Annotated in this window: 18 protein-coding genes; 15 read left to right on the forward strand and 3 right to left on the reverse strand. The window is 59.5% G+C overall.

The genetic code is table 11. The features are described from left to right. Positions 1-41 precede the first annotated feature (41 nt). Positions 42-425 carry a TIGR04086 family membrane protein gene (locus PD282_RS08290; protein ID WP_274650019.1) on the reverse strand — a complete coding sequence of 128 codons (384 nt, stop codon included), beginning with the start codon at positions 423-425 and terminating at the stop codon, positions 42-44. Positions 426-697: 272 nt separating this feature from the next. On the opposite strand from PD282_RS08290, the gene PD282_RS08295 reads away from it, so the two are divergent. Then, on the forward strand, positions 698-1447 hold the full coding sequence (locus PD282_RS08295) for a YetF domain-containing protein (RefSeq protein ID WP_274650020.1): 750 nt from the start codon (positions 698-700) through the stop codon (positions 1445-1447). Between the two features lie 42 nt (positions 1448-1489). Here PD282_RS08295 and PD282_RS08300 read toward each other — a convergent pair whose 3' ends face one another. Further along, positions 1490-3124, reverse strand: a complete 1635-nt coding sequence (locus PD282_RS08300; protein WP_274650022.1) for a putative polysaccharide biosynthesis protein — start codon at positions 3122-3124, stop codon at positions 1490-1492. 343 nt (positions 3125-3467) lie between these two features. Here PD282_RS08300 and PD282_RS08305 point away from each other — a divergent pair, with 343 nt between their 5' ends. The 10 genes from PD282_RS08305 (at position 3468) to PD282_RS08350 (ending at position 14756) form a co-directional block, all read left to right on the forward strand. Continuing rightward, on the forward strand, positions 3468-3707 hold the full coding sequence (locus PD282_RS08305; protein WP_420832278.1) for a post-transcriptional regulator: 240 nt from the start codon (positions 3468-3470) through the stop codon (positions 3705-3707). Positions 3708-3795: 88 nt separating this feature from the next. Continuing rightward, complete coding sequence (secD, locus tag PD282_RS08310; protein ID WP_274650025.1) at positions 3796-5064, forward strand: protein translocase subunit SecD; 1269 nt, start codon at positions 3796-3798, stop codon at positions 5062-5064. Beyond that, on the forward strand, positions 5054-5980 hold the full coding sequence (gene secF, locus PD282_RS08315) for a protein translocase subunit SecF (protein ID WP_274650027.1): 927 nt from the start codon (positions 5054-5056) through the stop codon (positions 5978-5980). Before secD ends, secF begins: the two co-directional genes overlap by 11 nt. 27 nt (positions 5981-6007) lie before the next feature. Then, positions 6008-6919, forward strand: a complete 912-nt coding sequence (locus PD282_RS08320) for a cation diffusion facilitator family transporter (protein ID WP_274650029.1) — start codon at positions 6008-6010, stop codon at positions 6917-6919. A gap of 59 nt (positions 6920-6978) precedes the next feature. Then, positions 6979-9411, forward strand: a complete 2433-nt coding sequence (gene recJ / locus PD282_RS08325; RefSeq protein WP_274650031.1) for a single-stranded-DNA-specific exonuclease RecJ — start codon at positions 6979-6981, stop codon at positions 9409-9411. After that, complete coding sequence (locus tag PD282_RS08330) at positions 9408-9920, forward strand: adenine phosphoribosyltransferase (RefSeq protein ID WP_274650033.1); 513 nt, start codon at positions 9408-9410, stop codon at positions 9918-9920. The genes recJ and PD282_RS08330 overlap by 4 nt, the downstream gene beginning before the upstream one ends. Before the next feature lie 270 nt (positions 9921-10190). Then, a complete protein-coding gene (locus PD282_RS08335; RefSeq protein ID WP_274650035.1) occupies positions 10191-12374 on the forward strand; it encodes a RelA/SpoT family protein in 2184 nt (727 codons plus the stop codon). 17 nt (positions 12375-12391) lie between these two features. Continuing rightward, entirely contained in the window at positions 12392-12835 is a 444-nt protein-coding gene (gene dtd, locus PD282_RS08340; protein WP_274650037.1) for a D-aminoacyl-tRNA deacylase, read from the forward strand. A 134-nt stretch (positions 12836-12969) separates the two neighbouring features. Continuing rightward, positions 12970-13146 (forward strand): hypothetical protein, encoded by a 177-nt coding sequence (locus PD282_RS08345; protein ID WP_274650039.1) that lies wholly within the window; start codon positions 12970-12972, stop codon positions 13144-13146. 86 nt (positions 13147-13232) lie between these two features. After that, positions 13233-14756 (forward strand): coproporphyrinogen III oxidase, encoded by a 1524-nt coding sequence (locus tag PD282_RS08350; RefSeq protein ID WP_274650040.1) that lies wholly within the window; start codon positions 13233-13235, stop codon positions 14754-14756. 335 nt (positions 14757-15091) lie between these two features. Here the strand turns inward: PD282_RS08350 and PD282_RS08355 are convergent, their stop codons facing one another. Beyond that, a complete protein-coding gene (locus tag PD282_RS08355) occupies positions 15092-15838 on the reverse strand; it encodes an SDR family NAD(P)-dependent oxidoreductase (RefSeq protein WP_274650041.1) in 747 nt (248 codons plus the stop codon). A gap of 736 nt (positions 15839-16574) precedes the next feature. On the opposite strand from PD282_RS08355, the gene hisS reads away from it, so the two are divergent. Genes hisS through PD282_RS08375 form a run of 4 tightly spaced genes read left to right on the forward strand, consistent with a single transcriptional unit; the run spans position 16575 to position 21125 of the window. Continuing rightward, positions 16575-17834, forward strand: coding sequence for a histidine--tRNA ligase (gene hisS, locus PD282_RS08360; protein ID WP_274650043.1), 1260 nt, complete (start codon positions 16575-16577; stop codon positions 17832-17834). Between the two features lie 27 nt (positions 17835-17861). Then, positions 17862-19670, forward strand: a complete 1809-nt coding sequence (gene aspS / locus PD282_RS08365; RefSeq protein ID WP_274650045.1) for an aspartate--tRNA ligase — start codon at positions 17862-17864, stop codon at positions 19668-19670. Positions 19671-19689: 19 nt separating this feature from the next. Next, positions 19690-20445 carry a tRNA threonylcarbamoyladenosine dehydratase gene (locus tag PD282_RS08370; protein WP_274650047.1) on the forward strand — a complete coding sequence of 252 codons (756 nt, stop codon included), beginning with the start codon at positions 19690-19692 and terminating at the stop codon, positions 20443-20445. Then, positions 20442-21125 (forward strand): YdeI/OmpD-associated family protein, encoded by a 684-nt coding sequence (locus tag PD282_RS08375; RefSeq protein ID WP_274650049.1) that lies wholly within the window; start codon positions 20442-20444, stop codon positions 21123-21125. Before PD282_RS08370 ends, PD282_RS08375 begins: the two co-directional genes overlap by 4 nt. Positions 21126-21135: the final 10 nt, after the last annotated feature.

Raw genomic sequence — 21135 nt, forward strand, 5'->3', positions numbered from 1 at the left:
CACAAGAAACGGCCGGCGCCGGCCTCCATTCGAATGATGCTTCAGCTCCTCCTGGCGTTGACGCCGAACATGCCGCCCAATGCGCCGGCAGCCGCCGCCACCGCCAGCATCGTCAGCGTACGGACACCGATGCCCGCATTCGCGGCAAGGAACCCGGTAAGCAGTATGAGAATGCCGTAAGCCAGGCCGAGTATGCCCCCGTAATACCAGCCGCGTTGTCCGGATCGTTTGCCGGATACGAAGCCCCCCGCCAGCGCGGCGGCGCCGTGCACAATCAGGCTGTAGAGCGGCAGCGAAGCTTCGTCCATGCTGCCGAAGCGGAGCAGCAGCGAGAGCACGGCCGCTCCGATCGCCAGCCAGACGGCGGCGCACAGGATGCCGGACAGCATCGGAGAAGTCGCCTGCACCTTCGTCACATTTTTCATCGCGCGTTATCCCCCTCCATTTGAAAGTGATTATCGTTAATAGAGCATATGGCGGGGCCAGAAAAAATAGTACAAGTCCGTTCCCGTGCCTGTTCATCGAAAGAATCGCCTTCGGAACATCCGCTGCCATAAATTCGAATAACACCCTCCGTATGACGGTCCTTCCCTCAGGTGACAATAGCTTTACGGCCGGCGGGCTCTTCAGAGCGTCCATTCGGAGCGGGGCCCGGCCGGGAACTAATCGGGAACAAATAAGGAGGGCGGTTTGATTAATGGAGATTTGGAGTATCCTGATCCGGACCGTTTTAACTTATTTTGTCGTTTTTCTCATCCTAAGGTTCATGGGCAAACGGGAAATCGGCAAGCTCTCCGTCTTCGACCTCGTCATTTCCGTCATGATCGCCGAAATTGCGGTCATCGTCATTGAAGATACGGATCGTCCGTTAACCGATGGCATCGTCCCGATGTGCGCGCTCATGCTGATTCAGATCGGCATCGCTTTTATTGCGCTCAAAAGCCGCACGGTTCGGCTCTGGTTCGACGGCAAGCCGACGGTCCTGATCGAGAACGGGCATTTGAACCGGGAAGCGATGCGCAAGCAGCGCTATAATTTGGACGATTTGCTTCACCAGCTACGGGCCAATAAGATCGGAACGGTTGAGGACGTCGAATTTGCGGTGCTGGAGACAAGCGGCAAGCTGTCGATTTTGGAAAAGGACAAGGAGCGCCGAACGGGCTTTTTCGATGAATCGGCAGAACATCGCGGCAGGGGAGAAAAAGAAGATCCGCACAAGCTGCCGCCCCCTTTTCCGGAGCATTACCGGTTCGAGTCGCTGCCCATTCCGCTTATTATGGACGGCAAGCTTGTCGGCGACAATTTGAACCGGCTCGGGAAGGACCGGTTTTGGCTGAACAATCAGCTGAAGCAGCGGGGCGTGACCGATTTGAAGCAGGTGTACCTGTGCACGATCGACCATAAAGGCAAGCTTTATGTCGACAGCCGCAATAAGCCGGGGTCTTAACGCCGCCGATCGAAAGGCGGCGCCCCGGCGTTTGTTTTTTCTTCATCGGAACCAACGGCCGATCAGGGGGAGGCGGGAAGCGTCGTAGCGGTCGATAATGCCGGTCGCCATAATGACGACCAGGTAAACGATAAAGCCGGCCGTACAGGCCATCGTCATATTCAGCCATAAGGCGGGAAGCGCCCCGCGGTTCATGACCCATAAAGCTGCGGCCCCCATAATCGTCATGGCGGCCCCGACTTTAATAAAGTCGAACAGCTCCATGCGGAAGCCGATAAAACGGACGACGCTGATAAAATGCAGCACGGTGACGAGGACGATATTGACGTTGATGGCGATCAGCGCGCCGTAAATGCCGAGCTCCGGCATCGAAGCGAGCTTCATGATAAGCACTAGCTTGACCAATGCGCCGATGAAGGTGTTCATGAGCGCCGTGCCCGGCTTGTCCAGCGCCTGCAGGGCGGCCTGCAGCGGGGCCTGGAGGTAAATGAACAGGCCGACCGGCGCCATCCATTTCAGCATCGGCGCGATTTCGGCGTGATGGTAGAGCAGCCGGCAGATCGGCTCGGCGAACAGCGCCATGACGACGATGAACGGCGCGCCGGTCACGAGCGCAAGGCGCATCGATTGATGCAGCCGCTTGTGAATGGTCGCGCGGTCGCCTTTGGCTGCGGCTTCGGACAGCGACGGGACGAGCGAAACGGCCAGCGAGTAGGTCAGGGCGGTCGGCAGCAGCAGAATCGGGATGATCATCCCCTGCAGCGCGCCGTATTGGGCCGTGGCGGCGCCGGTCGCGATGCCGGCAACGGCAAGCGCTCTCGCGGTCAGGATCGACTCCAGCAAATACGAAAGCGAGCCGATCATCCGGCTGAACGTGACCGGAACGGACAAGCCGAGCAGACGCCGGAGCACCGGTCTGCGGGAGAGCGGCCGGGACCCCGAAATCCATTTGTTCGCTACCGGTTGCGCCACATCTACTGCACCATTGGAAGCCTCATCCGTCTTCCCTGAGGCAGGGCCGGCGCTGCCGGCTTTACGTTCCTTCAGCCGGTCGTGCACATACTGCCAGTATAGGACGGCGAAGCCGGCGATTTCGCCGGCGACGACGCCGAGCATCGCGCCGGCTGCCGCCCATGCAAGCCCGAGCGGCAGCAGCATCCGGGCGAGCAGCAGCTGGAAGACGATCCGGAACAGTGATTCGACCGTCGTTGACAGGGCGGTCGGCATCATATTTTGCTTCCCCTGAAAATAACCCCGGTATACGGAGGAAATGCCGATAATAAGCAGCAGGGGGCTCATACACAGGAACGTTTGGTAGACCCGCGGATCGGTCATCAGGTGCTTCGTAATCCATGGGGTCAAAATCATGAAGACCGCCGTAATGACGACCGACAGGCTGACGGTGAGCAGCATGGCCGTGCGAAGGATCTGCTTCACCCGTCTGCGGTCGCCCTGCGATTCCGCCTCGGCGATCCATTTGGCGACCGCCAGCGGAATGCCGCCGGTCACGAGCGTAAGCATGACGATCAGGAACGGCCAGCCGAGCTGGTACAGCCCGACGCCTTCCGCGCCGATAATCCGGGGCATCGCGATGCGGGGGACGAAACCGAGAATGCGGTTGACGATCCCGGCTGCCAGCAGGATGAGCGCGCCTTTCATAAAAGATTGCTTGGTCACGTTCGCTCCCTCTCTTTGTTCTTTCTCGAAATTTTCATCATTCGGGATACCCGAAGCAGAACCGGAAACCGCTTTTAAGGCTGCCGGCGATCGGAAATGCTCTTAAACCTGTCCTATGCTCAAGCATATGCGCGGCATGTCCGCTCCCATGCCGTAATTTTTATGGAGCGGGCATTATTCCGGAGCCGCCGGAAATGAAACGAAACCAGGTCCGGAGGCACGCTTTGTTATTGTTGAACATTCCTCCTGCGATTTTTGGCGGCGGACGTGCAGGAATCGCGCAGGGGGGCGGCGAAATAGGTTTAAGGCTGGATGCCGATTTCGGCGGAGGAGGATAACGCAGGTGACGGACGTGGAGTGGGCCGAAACGATCGAAGCGCTGTGCGAAAGCAAAGCGGAGGAATTCAGGCTGGTCGGCTATGAGCATGTGACCGCCAAGGAAGTGTGGGAATGCGTCAGCGACAAATACGCGAAAACCGGGCAGCCGGCATTGCATCGGGTCGTCAACGACATCTTGTCGCTCAAGGCGACACGGTTTATGAACTACATGACGTTAAGTGCGTTCAAGGGGTCCCAATTTTGACGGCGGGGCTCTTTTTTTTGACTCGTTTTTCCGGCGTCGCTATAATAGGAATATTGACAAGCTCTTACAAGGGGGAACCAACGGCATTATGAACCGATTGTTAACATTTGTGCTCATCGTCGTCTTATCCGCAGGCGTCGTCGGAGCGACCAGCCCCTGGCTCGTAAAGCAAATCAAGCTGGGCCTGGACCTGAAAGGCGGATTTGAAATCCTGTACGAGGCGTCGCCACTTGACGGCGGAGGGAAAGTGTCGAAGGATTCGCTCGTTCAGACGGCCCGAAGTCTGGAGGAGCGCGCGAACCGCACCGGCGTCGCCGAGCCGGATGTGTCGATCGAGGGCACGAACCGGATTCGCGTCAAAATCGCCGGCGTCACCGACGAGGCGAAGGTGCGCGAAGTGCTGAGCAAGCCGGCGAACCTGACGTTCCGCAGCGCGGTCGGCTGCACCCCCCAGCAAGGCTACTGCAAGACTGAACTGAACGGCAGCGATTTCGTTCCGAACGGCGCGAGCGTGCGACAGTCGAATCTGAACGCTTACGAAATCGACATCAAGCTGAAGGACGCTTCGAAATTCGCCAAAGTGACAGGCGACATCGCGAAGCTTGCATCAACCGGAAATAACCAGCTGGCCATCTACCTGGACGATCAGCAAATTTCCGCGCCGAACGTCAATGAGGAAATCAACAGCAACACCGCTTCGATAACCGGCAGCTTCACGCTGGACGAAGCGAACAACCTGAAAAACACGATCAACCTCGGCGCGCTTCCGCTGAAGCTCACCGAGAAATATACGCAGAGCGTCGGCGCGACGCTCGGTCAGCTGTCGCTGCAGGAGACGCTGTTTGCGGGCGGCCTGGCTACGGTGCTCATCCTGCTCTTCATGTTTGTGTTTTACCGCATTCCGGGCGCGATCGCCAGCTTTGCGATCATCGTCTACATCTGGATGCTGCTGCTCGGCTTCTATCTGATGGACGCGACGCTGACGCTGCCGGGCATCGCAGCGTTCATTCTCGGCATTGGGATGGCCGTCGACGCCAACATCATTACGTTCGAGCGGATCCGGGAAGAGATGCGCAGCGGCAAAAGCGTGCTGTCCTCGCTCAAAGCCGGCTCCAAAAACTCGTTCCGCACCATCATCGATGCGCATGTGACGACCGTCATCGCCGGGCTAGTGCTGTTCTTTATCGGCACCGGGGCGGTAAAAGGCTTTGCGGTTACGCTCATTCTGAGTATCGTCGTCAGCATCATTACGAACGTAGGCTACTCGCGGCTGCTCCTTCATTTGCTCATCCGCAGCAACAAGCTCGTCAAACCTGCGTATTTCGGCATTAAGGAGAGTGAAATCCGTGCGCTATAAATTTACCGAATCCGAAAAGAGGTTCAGCTTTGTCGGCAAAGCGCGGTATTTCTTTATTCTATCGATCGTCATCACGGTGCTCGGCGTTTTGACGCTCGCCTTCGCCGGCCTTCATTACGGCGTCGATTTCAAGGCCGGCTCCAGCGTGGACTTCTCTGTGAAGAAAGATCTGTCCGGACAAAAAAACGCCATTCAGCAGTTTTTGACCGACGAAGGCTACGGCAGCCCCGCGCTGACCGTCGGCACGAACCGGGTCACGATGCGTTTCCCGGATACGCTGCAGCAGGACAAGGAAGAAAAGCTCAAGGCCGATTTCGCCTCGAAGTTCGATAAAAGCGCTTCGGCGGAAGTGAACACGGTCGATCCCGAGATGGCGAGAGAGCTGCAGTTAAACGCCCTGAAGGCGGTCGCCATCGCGAGCATCGGCATCATCCTGTACGTCAGCATCCGGTTCGAATGGCGGTTTGCGGTGGCGGGAATCGTAGCGCTGCTGCACGATGCGTTTATCGTCATCAGCTTGTTCTCGATCTTCCGGCTGGAGGTCAATTTGCCGTTTATCGTGGCGGTGCTGACGATTATCGGTTATTCCATCAACGATACGATCGTTATTTTCGACCGGATCCGCGAGAACCTCCGGTTTGCGAAAATCAAAACGGGTGCCGATTTGGCGAACCTTGTGAATGCCAGCATTTGGCAGACGCTGACGCGTTCGATCAACACGGTCATGACGGTTTTGATCGCCGCGCTCTGTCTGTTTATTTTCGGCGGCGAATCGATCAAGCTGTTTTCGCTCGCCATGCTGTTCGGACTCATCAGCGGCGCGTACTCTTCGATCTTTATCGCGAGCCAGCTGTGGCTGGTGCTGAAAAACCGGCAGAAGCCGAAAATGGCGGCTAAAACGCCTGCGGCGTCTTAATTCATCGCTCATTAACAGGAGGCGACCATGTCAGCGAACCATCGTTACGCCAAGGCGGAAGGGGCAGCATGGACCGGGTTGATCGGAAACGTCTGCATCGCGGCGGTTAAAGGAGGCATCGGCATGCAGACCGGAAGCAAAACGCTTCTGGCCGATGCCTGCCGCTCCGCCTCCGAAGCGGCTTCCTCGTTCGTCTCCTTGACAGGCATCCGCCGCTCGCACAGGCAGGGCGCCCAGGATCCGGCCGCTTCCGCGCACCGGGGAAAAACCGAGGCGGTCACCGGCGTGCTGGCTTCGATCCTGCTGATGATCGCAGGTTTGGAAATCGGCATCTCGGCGGTCCGTTCGCTCGCCGAAGGCGTGGATGAAGGACCGGGCTGGCCTTCGGCGGCCGTCGTCGTCGCCGCATTCGTGCTGAAGGAAATTTTCTTTCCCGTCAAGGAGCGCCGTTCGGATTTGTACGCCTCGATTGCGGCGGTCATCGGTACGGGCGGCGCGTCGCTCGGGAAGCCGCTGGACATGCCGATGCTCTATTATTTCGATCCGGCCGCGTCGCTTATTTTAGTCGTCCTCGTATTTGCGGGCGGGTACCGCGTGGTAACGGCCTCCGCGCTGCGCAGCCGCACCGGCGAGGTGGAGCAGGCCGACCGCAACGAATTTATGGCGGCGGTGCAGCGCATCGAAGGCGTCATTGCGGTCGAAGAGCTGCATGCGCGCGAGCATGGCCATTATGTGATCGCCGATGTGACGATCAGCGTCAATCCGCGCATTTCGGTTCTCGAAGGCAGCGAAATCGCCAAGCGGGTCAAGCTGTTTCTGATGAAGCGGTTTTCGCACGTGACGGACGTTTCCGTCCATGTCACGCCGTACGACCCGGGCTATCCGTACAAAACGAATCACGACCCGAATCAGGAGCAGATGCCGACGCTGCTGCAGTAGCAGCGGCGTCTTTTTTATGAAAAGCGTTCAGCGTTCATACCGAAGGAGGTGCCGCTCCATTGATTAGACCGAATACCCGCTGGGAAATCGCCGACCTGGGGATGGATGATCGGGTACGGGCGGAGGAGCTGGCGGCGAAGCTGAAGCTGCCGCCGATCGTTGCAAGGCTGCTCGTTCAGCGGGGTTATGCCGACCTCGAATCGGCCCGGAAATTTCTGTTCGGCGGAGTCGAACGTCTCCACGACCCGTTCCTGCTGAAAGGGATGAAGGAAGCGGCCGCGCGCATTCGCGACGCTGCCGAGCGCGGAGAGCGCGTGCGCATATACGGCGATTACGACGCCGACGGCGTGTCGTCGACGGCGCTGATGATCCGGCTGTTTGGCCGGCTGGGGCTCCGCTTCGATTATTATATCCCCCACCGCACGCTGGAGGGCTACGGCTTAAACGAGGCGGCGATCGCGAAGGCCGCCGAAGCCGGCGTGACGCTCATCGTTACGGTGGATACCGGCATCAGCGCCGTGGAACAAATCGCCTATGCCCGGTCGCTCGGCATCGATGTCATTGTGACCGATCATCACGAGCCTCCGCAGCGCCTTCCGGAGGCGCTTGCGCTCATTAATCCGAAGCAGGACGATTGCCCGTATCCGTTTAAAGGGCTGGCGGGCGTCGGCGTCGCCTTCAAGCTGGCCGAAGCGCTGCTCGGCGAGCCGCCGGTCGAATGGACCGATATCGTCGCGCTGGGCACGATCGCCGACCTGATGCCGCTGCAAGGCGAGAACCGCATCCTTGTTCGGCTCGGCCTCCAACGGCTGCAGGAGGGCGGGGAGCCCGGCTTAGCGGCGCTAGCCGACGTAGCGGGGATCGACCTGGCATCGATCCAAGCGACGAATATCGCCTTCGGCATGGCGCCGCGCATCAATGCCGCCGGACGCCTTGAGCATGCGGACGAAGCGGTGCGCCTGCTGACCGCCGCCGATTCCGAATCGGCCGCGGCGGCCGCGTTCACGCTCGACAACCTGAACCGGGAGCGGCAGCGGGTCGTCGACGAGATCGTCCGGGAAGCGCTGGCGATGTGGGCGGACAGGTGCTCCCGCGCCGAGGCGGAAGACAGGCCGGAGCCATCGGTGATCGTCCTGGCCGGCGTGGGCTGGAATGCCGGCGTCGTCGGAATCGTCGCCTCCAAGCTGATCGAACGGTTTTATAAGCCGACGCTGGTGCTCGGCATCGATGCCGAAACCGGCATGTGCAAAGGTTCGGCCAGGTCGGTCGAAGGCTTCGATCTGCATGCCGCATTGACGCGGTGCGCGGAGCTGCTGGACCATTTCGGCGGCCATCAGGCGGCGGCCGGAATGAGCCTCCACCGCAGCCGGCTCGGCGAGCTGGAGGAGTCGCTCTTCCGTTTGGCGGACGAATGGCTGACCGCCGACGACCGGGTACCGAAGACGAGGATCGATCTCGCCTGCGGAGTCGAGGAAGCGACCCTTGACGTGCTGACGGAGCTGCAGCGGCTGGAGCCGTTCGGCGCAGGCAATCCGGCCCCGAAGCTGCTGCTGCGGGGAGGCACGGTCGCCGACCGGAGAACGATGGGCAAGGAAGGCAAGCATCTGAAGCTGTCGATTTCCGGAGGCGGCCGTCTGCTGGATGCCGTCGGCTTCGGGTGCGGCGAGTTGGCTCCTCGGCTGACGGAAGGCGCGCACATCGAGCTCGTGGGTGAGCTCGCCGTCAATGAATGGAACGGGCGAAGGCGCGCCCAGTTTATGGTCAGCGATATGTGTGTGCCGCATGTCCAGCTGATCGACTGCCGGCTGGAAGCATTAACCGAGCCGGTCCCGGCGCTCGCGAAGCTGGCGGATCGATATGCCGTCGCTTCCTGCACGGCGCTTGTTCCATCCCCGGCCTGGAAAGAAGTCCTCGAAGCGGCAGGCCCGTCGAAGCTTCCGCATCTCTCAGCCGTTTATACATACGATGACATCGGCCATTTATCCGAAGGGCAGATATGCCCCGAGCTGATTTTGCTTGGAACGCCGCCTTCGGCGGCCAAGCTGGCCGAGGCGCTTCGCGCGTTCCGGGATATCGGCGCGGTATACGCCCTCTACGGTACAACGGCGCGGTCCGGACGGGCTGTGGACGTACCGGACCGGGAGCAGTTCGGCAGGCTGTATACGACGCTTCGCCGCGTCTCTCCGCTGACAGGTGAAGACGCCGCCGGACGTCTGGCGACGATGCTGGGTTGGCAGGCGGAACGGGTACGGTTTATGCTGAACGTTTTTGCCGAACTGGAATTTGTGTCGCTGGCGAACGGAACGCTCATGCTGGCCGATGCGCCGGAGAAGAAGGATTTGTCCCGTTCGGCGCTGTACCGCGAAGCGGGGCACAGACGCGAATCGGACCTGATCCTGTTTGCGGAAACGAAGGCGTTTGCCGAGTGGATTCGCAGTCAATCCGAAGGCGCGCCGCAATCCACCATCCAAGAAGGAGCTGACATCTCATGAATTTCAAGGATTATATTCGCGTCATCCCGGATTATCCGCAGCCGGGCATCCGGTTCAAAGACATCACGACGCTGACGAATAACGGCGAAGCTTACCGCGCCGCGATTCTGGCCGTTAAAGAGGCTGTTCAGGACAAGGGCATCGATCTGATCGCGGGTCCCGAAGCGCGGGGGTTTATCGTCGGCGCGCCGCTGGCCGTCGAGCTCGGCGTCGGCTTTGTGCCGATTCGCAAAAGCGGCAAGCTGCCCGCCGACGTGATCGAAGCGGGCTACGACCTTGAATACGGCAAAGACAAACTGGCCATGCACAAGGATGCGATCAAGCCGGGCCAGCGGATCCTGATCGCCGACGATTTGCTCGCGACGGGCGGCACCATTTCCACTACGGCGAGCCTGATTCGGCAGCTCGGCGGCGAGGTGATCGGCGCGGCTTTCCTGATCGAGCTGAGCTATTTGAACGGCCGCGTCAAGCTGCCGGGCATCGACGTTTTTTCTCTCGTAACCTATTAAAATGAACGGACCGACATTCGTGCCGGCGCGGGACTTGTTGTCGCCGCTGCCGGCACGTTTTGCCATGCGCGGACCGTTCGCCGCCCCTCGGGTTGACGGCACGCGGGGCAAACAGGCATAATAATAGAAACACGACGGATTCCACCAGGGCGGCCGCTTTTTGCGGTTGTTTTTGTTGCTATACATGAAGCGGTGTTCGGCATCGTCCCCGGCAGGGACGGCGCTGGCCTGAACGTCAAGGCCACAAATTTTTTTGGGAAAGGGACCTACATGGGGATTGAACAGCTGCTTGACAAAGCATCGGCCTATATGAAGGAGCAGGATTTAAGCCGCATCCGCGAAGCGTACGATTTTGCCGACAGGGCCCATGACGGCCAGGTGCGCAAGTCGGGCGAGCCGTATATTTTGCATCCGGTTGCCGTCGCGGAAATTCTCGTCAACATGCAAATGGACGTGTTGTCGATCATTGCGGCGCTGCTCCACGATGTCGTCGAGGATACGACCGTCCCGCTCGAAGAGGTGAGAACCCGTTTCGGCGAAGCATGCGCCACCGTCGTGGACGGCTTGACCAAACTTGAGAAAATTCAGTTCCGGTCCAAGGAAGAGCAGCAGAATGAAAACTACCGGAAAATGTTCATCGCGATGGCGCAGGATATCCGGGTTATTCTGATCAAGCTTGCGGACCGGCTTCACAATATGCGGACGCTGAAATACCAGTCGGAGGAGGCGCAGCGGCGGATCGCTTACGAGACGCTCGAAATTTTTTGCCCGATCGCCCACCGGCTCGGGATTTCGGCAATTAAATGGGAGATGGAGGATATCGCGCTCCGTTATCTCAACCCGCAGCAGTATTATCGGATTGCCAATCTGATGAAGAAAAAGCGGGCGGAACGCGAGCAGTATATTTCCGACGTCATCACGCGCATTTCGGAGAAGCTGGAGGAAATGGGCATCCAAGGGGACATTTCCGGGCGGCCGAAGCACATCTACAGCATTTACAAGAAAATGACCGGCAAAAACAAGCAGTTCAACGAAATTTACGACCTGCTCGCGATCCGGATCATTGTCGATAATATAAAAGATTGTTATGCCACGCTCGGTATCATTCATACGCTTTGGAAGCCGATGCCCGGCCGCTTCAAGGATTACATCGCCATGCCGAAGGTGAACATGTACCAGTCGCTCCATACGACCGTTATCGGGCCGACCGGGGAGCCGACTGAGGTGCAGATCCGCACCTGGGAGATGCACCGGACGAGCGAATACGGGATCGCCGCCCACTGGGCGTACAAGGAAGGCACGGTCGTGCCCGGCAACAGCTTCGAGGACAAAATGTCGCTGTTCCGCGAAATTATCGAGCTGCAGCATGAAGCGCGCGATGCGTCCGAATTCGTCGAATCGCTCAAAATGGACTTTTTCTCCGATCTCGTCTTCGTGTTTACGCCGAAAGGAGAGGTGTTCGAGCTGCCGGCCGGTTCGGTGCCGCTCGATTTTGCTTACCGCGTGCATACGGAGGTCGGCAACCGGACGATCGGCGCGAAGGTGAACGGGCGGATCGTGCCGCTCGACCATAAGCTGCGTACGGGCGATATCGTTGAAATTTTAACGTCCAAGCATTCGTACGGGCCGAGCCAGGACTGGGTGAAAATCGCGCAGTCGTCGCATGCCCGAAGCAAAATCAAGCAGTGGTTCAAGAAGGAGAAGCGCGAGGAGAACGTCGCCAAAGGCCGCGAGCTGCTCGAGCGCGAGCTGAAGCGGATCGGTCTCGAGCCTCCGCAGTGGATGACGGATGAGAAGCTGCTGGAAGCCGCGAACAAGTTTACGTTTAACGATATCGAGGATATGCTGTCCGCAATCGGCTTCGGGGGCATTACCGCCGCGCAAATTTGCACGAAGCTGACCGAGAAGCTGCGCAAGGAAGCCGAGGAAGCGCAGCAGATCGAGCTGACCGGCGAGATGAAGGAAATGAAGACGGCGCCGACGCTGCGCAAAACCCGGCCGACGCACGGCGTTTCGGTCAAAGGCGTGGACAATCTGCTTGTCCGGTTCGCCCGGTGCTGCAACCCGGTGCCTGGCGACGAGATTATCGGCTATATTACGCGCGGCCGCGGCGTTTCGGTGCATCGCGTCGACTGCCAGAATATTCCGCTCGACTCGGATTGCGAGGAAGCGGCGCGCGTCATCGAGGTCGAATGGGAGCAGTCTGTCGAAGCGAATTACAGCGTCGACATCGAAATTACCGGCCACGACCGTCCGGGTTTGCTGAACGAGGTGCTTCAGGCGGTTTCGGAAAGCAAGACGAACATGTCGTCGGTCGCCGGCCGCTCGGATAAAAATAAAATGGCGATGATCCACATGACGATTCTCATCCGGAACATCGAGCATTTGCAGTCGGTTGTTGAGAAAATCAAACGGGTCCGGGACGTCTATTCCGTCCAGCGGATCATGCAGTAGCAAGGAGTATAGGCGCAATGAGAGTGGTCGTACAGCGCAGCAAACGCGCAGCCGTGACCGTCTGCGGCGAAACGGTCGGCGAGATTCAGGGCGGGCTCGTGCTGCTCGTCGGCATCACGCACGAGGATACCGAGGCGGATGTCAGGTGGATGGCCGATAAAATATCGGGGCTTCGCATTTTCGAGGACGAAGCCGGCAAAATGAACCGATCCGTCGTCGATACCGGCGGCAGCGTGCTGTCGGTATCGCAGTTTACGCTTTACGGGGACTGCCGCAAAGGCAGACGCCCGAATTTTATGGCGGCGGCCCGGCCGGAGCACGCCGAATCGCTGTACGAAGCGTTTAACGGCGCGCTTCGCGGAGCGGGGCTTCCGGTCGAAACGGGACGCTTCGGCGCCATGATGGACGTTTCGCTCGTCAACGACGGCCCGGTTACGCTCATCCTCGACAGTAAAGCGTGACGGAGTTAATCGGGCGGGACGGCGGTTAGAATCGGCAGGGCGGGCAACACTAGAAACCGGAGACCCGCGGCGCGGCGGCCTGCTTCGGCCGCCGGCCGCGCTCGATTTCGAGGGAACGAAGGAGCGTGCCTGCCATGCATCAATCGCGCAAGGAGCAAGGCTTGGAACGGACCTCGCGCAGAATGCTTCACGCCGACCGCCGGGAAGCGCTTGTTTTCTCGGAGCTGGAGGACGATATCGAAGCGGCGGCGGATTGGGCGGCCGGCGGAGCACCGAAACGGCCCGACCCAAGCGGGGAACGCGGAATTTAACCGGATGAGACGGGTACGAACGAGGCGGCGCCGCAAGGCGCTTTTCGTTTGCGGCGAGCTCATGCGATCGAAGGAGAATGAACGTCATGCATATCCATCTGCAGGTGGAGGACCTTTCGTTTGAACGGTCTTTGTCCCATATCGCCGCGCTTTTCTTCGAGGATGCGAAGATTACATGCAGCACCGAATCCGGCGGCGGGGCGGAGATGACGATTGCGCTCGAAACGTCCAGGGAAGACGGACAGGTCATAGCGGCCGCCCGTCTTATGGACGAAGGAGAGCCGCTCACGGCGCGCCATGCGAGGAAAACGGCCGCGGACGCGTCCGGCGAAGAGCTGCGAAAAGCGCTTCGGCTGTCGCTGAGCTTCGTGCTGCTCGACGTGCTGCAGCGGCGGACGGGCATCGTTCAGCCGTGGGGCATCCTGACCGGCGTGCGGCCGACGAAGCTGCTCCACGAGCGGATGCGGAAGGGCGTGCCGATGGAGCGGGCGCGGCGCGAGCTGCAGGGCGATTATCTGATTTCCGAGGAAAAAATCGCGCTCATGGAGCGAATCGTCGAACGGCAGCTGGCCGCTTTGCCCGATTTATACGAGCTGCGCGGCGAAGTAAGCCTTTATATCGGCATCCCGTTCTGCCCCACCAAATGCGCGTATTGCACGTTTCCCGCTTACGATATTAACGGCCGTCAGGGCTCGGTCGGCGGATTCTTAAGCGGGCTGCATTACGAAATGCGCGAAATCGGAGAATGGCTGAAGCGTCATGAGGTCACGGTGACGACGATTTATTTCGGCGGGGGAACGCCGACCAGCATCACGGCCGAAGAGATGGATGAATTGTACGCCGCGATGTACGATCATTTTCCGGACGTGGAGCACGTCCGCGAAATTACGGTGGAAGCGGGCCGTCCGGATACAATCACGCCGGAGAAGCTTGCCGTCCTGCGCAAATGGGGCATCGACCGCATCAGCATCAACCCGCAATCGTATATCCAGAATACGCTGGATTTGATCGGCCGGCACCATACGGTGCAGGAGACGATCGACAAGTTTGAGCTTGCGCGCACATCGGGGATGGACAATATTAACATGGACCTCATTATCGGCCTGCCTGGCGAAGGCGAAGCGGAATTCGAGCATACGCTGGCGGAAACGGCCAAGCTGATGCCGGAGTCGCTGACGATTCATACGTTATCCTTCAAAAGGGCGTCGGAGATGACCCGCCACCGCGGCGATACGAAATATAAAGTGGCCGGCCGTGACGAAATCAACCGGATGATGCGGCGCGCGGTGGAGTGGACAGACAGCTACGGGTATGCGCCGTATTATTTGTACCGGCAGAAAAACATTCTCGGCAACCTCGAAAATGTCGGCTACGCGAAGCCGGGCATCGAGAGCTTGTACAATATTTTGATCATCGAGGAGATGCAGTCGATTATCGGCCTCGGGTGCGGGGCGAGCAGCAAATTCGTCGATCCGTACACCGGCGAGATTTCGCGGCTGGCCAATCCGAAGGAGCCGAAGGCGTACAACGAGACGTATCTCGCGTGCACCGATGCCAAAATCGAGGCGTTGAACCGGCTGTTCCGCATAAGCGGGAAGGTTACCTCCTAAGCTGCTCCGGCGAGCTTTTCATCAAAATCGGCGTCTCCGCCTCGATGAACCTTTACAGTCGGGGAGGTAGTTGGTGTATTTTTGGCGGAAACCGCCGGGCAGGAAACGCTTACTGTTTTGTAATGTAACTGTAATCTCATTTCAATGTTCCGATAATATGTCCCGTCTATAATGAATATCGACCCCCTTTTTTAAAATATATCCTTTGACGGACCTACAACTTGTTTGTAGGTTTTTTTCTGTTTTCAAGGCATTTGCGGCTCCGTACCGATCGCAAAAACAGCCATTCCGCTTCCTTTCGGGAAACGGGATGGCTGTTTTGGTTTTGTCCGCGGTTAGACGGCGGTGCGGCCTCCGTCGACGGGGAGCGTCGCGCCATAGATGAAGCTGGAACGGTCGGTTGCCAGAAACACGATCGCTTCCGCGATTTCGTCCGCCGACGCGGGACGTCCGGCCGGTGCCTGGGCGGCCAATTGATCCAAGCCCTCGCCCATTACGTCCGTGCCTTCCGTCCTTGTCGGTCCGGGGCTGACGGCATTGACGCGGACGCCGCTCGGCCCGTATTCGGCCGCCCATGCTTTCGTGAGCAGCGTCAGCGCCGCTTTGCTCGAGCCGTAAAGGCTCATGCCAGCCGCGCCGTAATCGGCGACCATCGTCGTGACGTTCACAATCGCGCCGCCCCCGTGTTCCGCCATCCGAGGCGCAAGCTCGGCGACAAGGAAATAAGGCGCTTTTACATTCACGGCGTAAACGCGCTCGAAATCGTCCTCGCTCATGTCATGCGTTGCACCGAACGGGAAAATGCCCGCATTGTTCACTAAAATATCGACGCGGCCGTTACCGAGCTCGACCGCTTTTTTCGCAAGCTCGCGCGCGCTTGACGCATCCTGAAGATCCGTCTGCACAAAATCGGCTTTTCCTCCAGCCGATCGAATATCTGCGACCGTCTGCTCGCCGCGTTCCGCAGAACGGCCTGCCACGACGACATGAACGCCGAGCTCAGCCAGCTGCTTGGCCGCCGCCCGTCCGATACCGCTTGTTCCTCCTGTGATCAGTGCCGTTTTTCCCGTTTGATTTGCCATGATTCATTTCCCCTTCCGGATTTTTTTTGGAGTGTTTAATCCATTATAGAACTGACCCCAATGTTACCTTAACCATTTTGGATTGTCAACTCCAGAAATATATTGTTTTAAAATATTTCCGGCCGACGCTGGAGGCATCGTCTGTTCCAAAGGTTCCGGATCGGGTTGAACGCGTCCGGCCGGGGGTCCGGTCCCCGAATGAGGCAACTTTTTGCAAGCTGGTTCGCAAACGCGGAAATCTCGGGAACAAGCCTCGGCCATTCGCAACAAGCTTCGGCCATTTGCCGTACTTGACAGGCAGCGGGGGCTTTATTACAATGAATGTTATATTGTGCCGATCCAGCGATGGGACCGCGTCGTTCAACCGCACCTAGCCAGAGAGGGATTCCCCGGCTGCAAGAATCCTTAGCGTGCCTGAACGAACAGACTTCCCGGAGGACAGCCGGTGAACGGCGACAGGCTTTCGTTACCTGCCGCTCATTAGCCGTCTGCGTAGTCAGGGCGTTAACCGATGAAAGCGAGACGATGCGCCTGCGTGGGCGTCAATCTCGGAATGTGGGTGGTACCACGGCGCTTCGCGTTTGCGACAGCTCCCGTCCCTTTTGCCTGTGACAGGCGAGGGCGGGGGCTTTTTTAGTAAAAGGAGAATCCCTGCTTCGCCGCTCGAGGACGGTGCCATCGATTTCATCGGGCATGGCGGCATGCGGTTATCACGATTCGTTTGGAGGGGCTAACGATGGGTTTTCAAAAACCGCCGGGCACGCAGGATTTTTTGCCGGGCTCGGTTGACACCTGGCAGTTTGTAGAAAGCAAAGCGCGCGACATTTGCCGCCGGTTCAATTTCCGCGAAATCCGCACGCCGATATTTGAGGCGACCGAGCTGTTCAAGCGCGGCGTCGGCGAGACGACGGACATCGTCGAGAAAGAAATGTATACCTTTACCGACCGCGGCGACCGCAGCATGACGCTTCGTCCGGAAGGGACGGCGGGTGTCGTTCGCGCTTTCGTCGAAAACAAGCTGTATGGGGAACCGGACTTGACGAAGCTGTATTATATCGGGCCGATGTTCCGCTATGAACGCCAGCAGGCCGGACGCTACCGGCAGTTCCACCAATTCGGGGTCGAGGCGCTCGGCTCGGCCGACCCGGCGCTCGATGTGGAAGTCATCGCACTGGGGTATGCCTTTTATACCGAGGTGGGACTCGAAGGCGTACGCGTCGAGATCAACTCGGTCGGGACGCCGGCGGTGCGGGCTTCGTATCGGGAGAAGCTGCTCGCGTTTCTGGAGCCGAAGCGCGACCAGCTGTGCGAGGACTGCCGGTCCCGCATGGACCGTAACCCGCTGCGGGTGCTGGACTGCAAGGTCGATCAGCATCATTTTGTCGGGGCGCCGTCGATTCTGGACAGCCTGGACGAGGAGTGTCGGACGCATTTTGAGGCGGTACGGCGCGATTTGTCGGCAATGGGCATTCCGTTCGACATCAACCCGAGGCTGGTCCGCGGACTCGATTATTACACACATACGGCGTTCGAATTTAAAGCCGAAGGCATCGGAGCGATCGATACGATCGGCGGAGGCGGACGCTATAACGGACTGGTCGGGGAAATCGGCGGGCCGGATCAGCCGGGCGTCGGCTTCGGAATCGGACTCGAGCGGACCGTCCTGCTGCTGGACAGCCAGAACGCCGATCCGGAACGGCTGCACCAGGTGGACGTCTACATGATCGGCCTCGGCGAAGCGGCGGAACGGGAAATTTCCCGTCTGATATACGGGCTTAGGCAGAAGGGCCTGTCGGCCGAGCGCGATTACCAGGGCCGGAAAATGAAAGCCCAGCTGAAATCGGCGGACCGCCTGCAGGCGCGTTTTGCGGCGATTCTCGGCGACGACGAGCTGGCCCGCGGCGAAATCGCCTTGAAGGAGATGGCAACGGGCGAGCAGCGGTTTGTTCCGCTGGACAACCTTGCGGCCGAGCTATCCGGACAACGCAAATCTTAATTTCAAACCTAAAGGAGATTATGAATCATGATGCTCAAAACTCATTCCTGCGGCCTGCTTTCCAAAGCGGAGGTCGGCCAAACCGTGACGCTGAACGGCTGGGTGCAGCGGCGCCGCGATTTGGGCGGCGTGCTGTTCATCGACCTGCGCGACCGCACCGGCATTGTGCAGATCGTGTTTAACCCGGATTTCTCGGGCGACGCGCTGGCGATCGCGGACCGCGCCCGCAGCGAATACGTGCTGGCCGTGAGCGGCCAGGTCGTCGAACGCGACGCGGAAACGGTCAACCCGAACATTTCGACCGGCGAAATCGAAGTCCGCATTACCGAAATCGAAATCATGAACGCATCCAAAACGCCGCCGTTCCCGATCGAGGACGGCGTCGAGGTCGACGAATCGGTTCGCCTCAAATACCGCTATCTCGACCTGCGCCGGCCGGAAATGCAGAAAACGCTGCTGCTGCGCTCGAAAGCGGCCAAAATTTTCCGCGATTTCCTGGACGGCGAAGGGTTCGTCGAAGTGGAAACGCCGATTTTGACGAAAAGCTCGCCGGAAGGCGCGCGCGATTACCTCGTACCGAGCCGCGTTCATCCGGGCGAATTTTTCGCGCTGCCGCAGTCGCCGCAAATTTTCAAGCAGCTGCTGATGGTCGGCGGGCTGGAGCGCTACTACCAGATCGCGCGCTGTTTCCGCGACGAGGATCTTCGCGCCGACCGGCAGCCGGAATTTACGCAGGTCGACATCGAGACGTCGTTCCTGTCGCGGGACCAGCTGCTCGAAATGATGGAACGGCTCGTCGCGCGACTGTTCCGCGAAACCGCCGGCTATGAGCTCGAGGCTCCGTTCCAGCGGATCACGTACGCCGATGCGATGAACAAATATGGCTCCGACAAGCCTGACCTCCGCTTTGGTCTGGAAATGGAGGACATTACGGATATCGTCCGCGAGAGCGACGTCAAAGTATTCGCTTCCGTGGCGTCGAGCGGCGGCGTCGTTAAGGCGCTGAACGCCAAAGGCTGTGCGAGCTGGAGCCGCAAGGAGCTCGACGATCTGCAGCCGTTCGCGGCCCGTTACGGCGGCAAAGGGCTGGCGTGGGTTACGGTCAAGGAAGGCGAGTGGCGCGGCCCGATCGTGAAATTTTTCAAGCCCGAGGAAATCGCCGCGCTGACCGAGCGCCTCGCCGTGGAGGAAGGCGACCTGCTGCTGTTCTCCGCCGACAAGAAAAAGGTCGTCGCCGACGTGCTCGGCAACCTGCGCCTGAAAATCGGCAAGGAGCTCGGCCTGATCGACGAATCGGTCTACAAATTCGCCTGGGTCGTCGATTTCCCGCTGCTCGGCTGGGATGAAGAAGAGAAGCGCTATGTCGCCGAGCATCATCCGTTTACACGGCCGAACGATGACGATCTGCCGCTGTTCGACAGCGATCCGGGCCAAATCCGCGCTCAGGCGTATGACCTCGTGCTGAACGGCTATGAAGTCGGCGGCGGCTCGATGCGGATTTACAAACGCGACGTGCAGGAGCGGATGTTCAAGGCGCTCGGCTTTACGCCGGAGGAGGCGCACGATAAATTCGGCTATCTGCTCGACGCGTTCGAATACGGCACGCCGCCGCACGGCGGCATCGCCTTCGGCTTCGACCGCCTTGTCATGCTGCTGGCAGGCCGCACGAACCTGCGCGAAACGATCGCATTCCCGAAAACGGCAAGCGCGACCGACCTGCTCACGAGTGCGCCGTCCGAGGTCGATCTTGCCCAGCTGCAGCAACTTCATATCCGCACCATGCCGAAGCCGCAGAAGCAGCAGGAAGCGGCGGCAGCCGGCGGTACGTCGGCCTGAACCTTTAGGGGGGCTTAAAATGCTACACCAATTTTCGCGAACGGAACTTGCCATCGGCCCTGAAGGGCTCGATATTATGAAGCGCAGCACCGTCGCGGTGCTGGGCGTCGGCGGCGTCGGCTCCATGGCGGCCGAGGCGCTTGCGCGCACCGGCATCGGCCGGATCATTCTGATCGACAAGGACGTCGTCGATATTACGAATGTCAACCGCCAGCTGCACGCGCTGACGACGACGGTCGGACAGCCGAAGGCCGACCTGATGCGCGAACGCATCAAGCTGATTAATCCCGATTGCGACGCTGTTGCGCTTAGGATGTTTTATACGGAAGAAACGTACGAAAAGCTGTTCGAGTACAAACTGGATTATGTGGTCGACGCGTCGGATACGATTATGTACAAAATTCACTTGATCAAGCAGTGTCTGGAGCGGAACATTCCGCTTGTCTCCAGCATGGGCGCCGCGAACAAAATGGATCCGACGAAGTTTCAGGTTGCCGACATTTCCAAAACGTCGATGGACCCGATCGCCCGGGTAATCCGCCAGAAGCTGCGCAAGGATGGCATCCGTAAAGGCGTTAAGGTCGTCTTCTCGACGGAGCAGCCGATGAAGCCGCGCGAGGATGTCACGCAGCGGATAGTGCCGGAGAACGCGCCCGAAATCCGCAAGGCGCAGCAGCCGCCGGCGAGCAACGCGTTCGTCCCGGCCGCCGCGGGCCTCGTGATGACGAGCGTCGTCGTCCGCGACTTGCTGGCGGCAGGAGGGCATCCGGCATGAATACGGCACTGCTGAAGAAGCTGCACTATCCGCTCGGCGGCAAAGCTTTACTGCTTCATACGCCGGATCCTTCGGTCCCTGAACAGCTGGGTTTATCCGCCGAAGACGCCGAGCAGGCGGATGCCGAAGCGAAAGCCGAGGCCGAAGCGGGCACGTTCGATTTCGTGCTGCTGTTCGCGCGCGATACCGCCGCACTCAACGAAAGCGCGCCGCTCGCCCTGAAGGCGGTCAAACGGGACGGCTTGCTGTGGATCTGCTATCCGAAAGGCACGTCCAAAATGAAAAGCGACCTGAACCGCGACCGCGGGTGGGCAGCGGTCGCCTCCGAAGGCTGGGAAGGCGTCTCGCTCGTTTCCTTCGACGAAATCTGGTCCGCGATGCGGTTTCGGCCGGCCGGGCAGTCCGGATCGGGCCGCAGCGGAAGAGCGGATACGCGCAGCGCCGCCGCGGCTGCGGTCGGCTCGCAGCCGCTTGAAGCTCCGGCCGACCTGAACGCGGCGCTTGCCGCCGCTCCGGAAGCGGAAGCTTATTTTAACGGCCTCGCGCCTTCGCACCGCAAAGAATATATCCGGTGGATTACGGAGGCGAAGCGGGAGGAGACGCGGGCCGTCCGAATAAGCGGCGCGGTGGACAAGCTGCTGCAGAAATTAAAACGCCCGTCGGACAAGCCGCAAAACTGAAAAACGATGA

It is taken from the genome of Paenibacillus humicola (assembly GCF_028826105.1).
In the GTDB taxonomy this organism is placed as follows: domain Bacteria; phylum Bacillota; class Bacilli; order Paenibacillales; family Paenibacillaceae; genus Paenibacillus_Z; species Paenibacillus_Z humicola.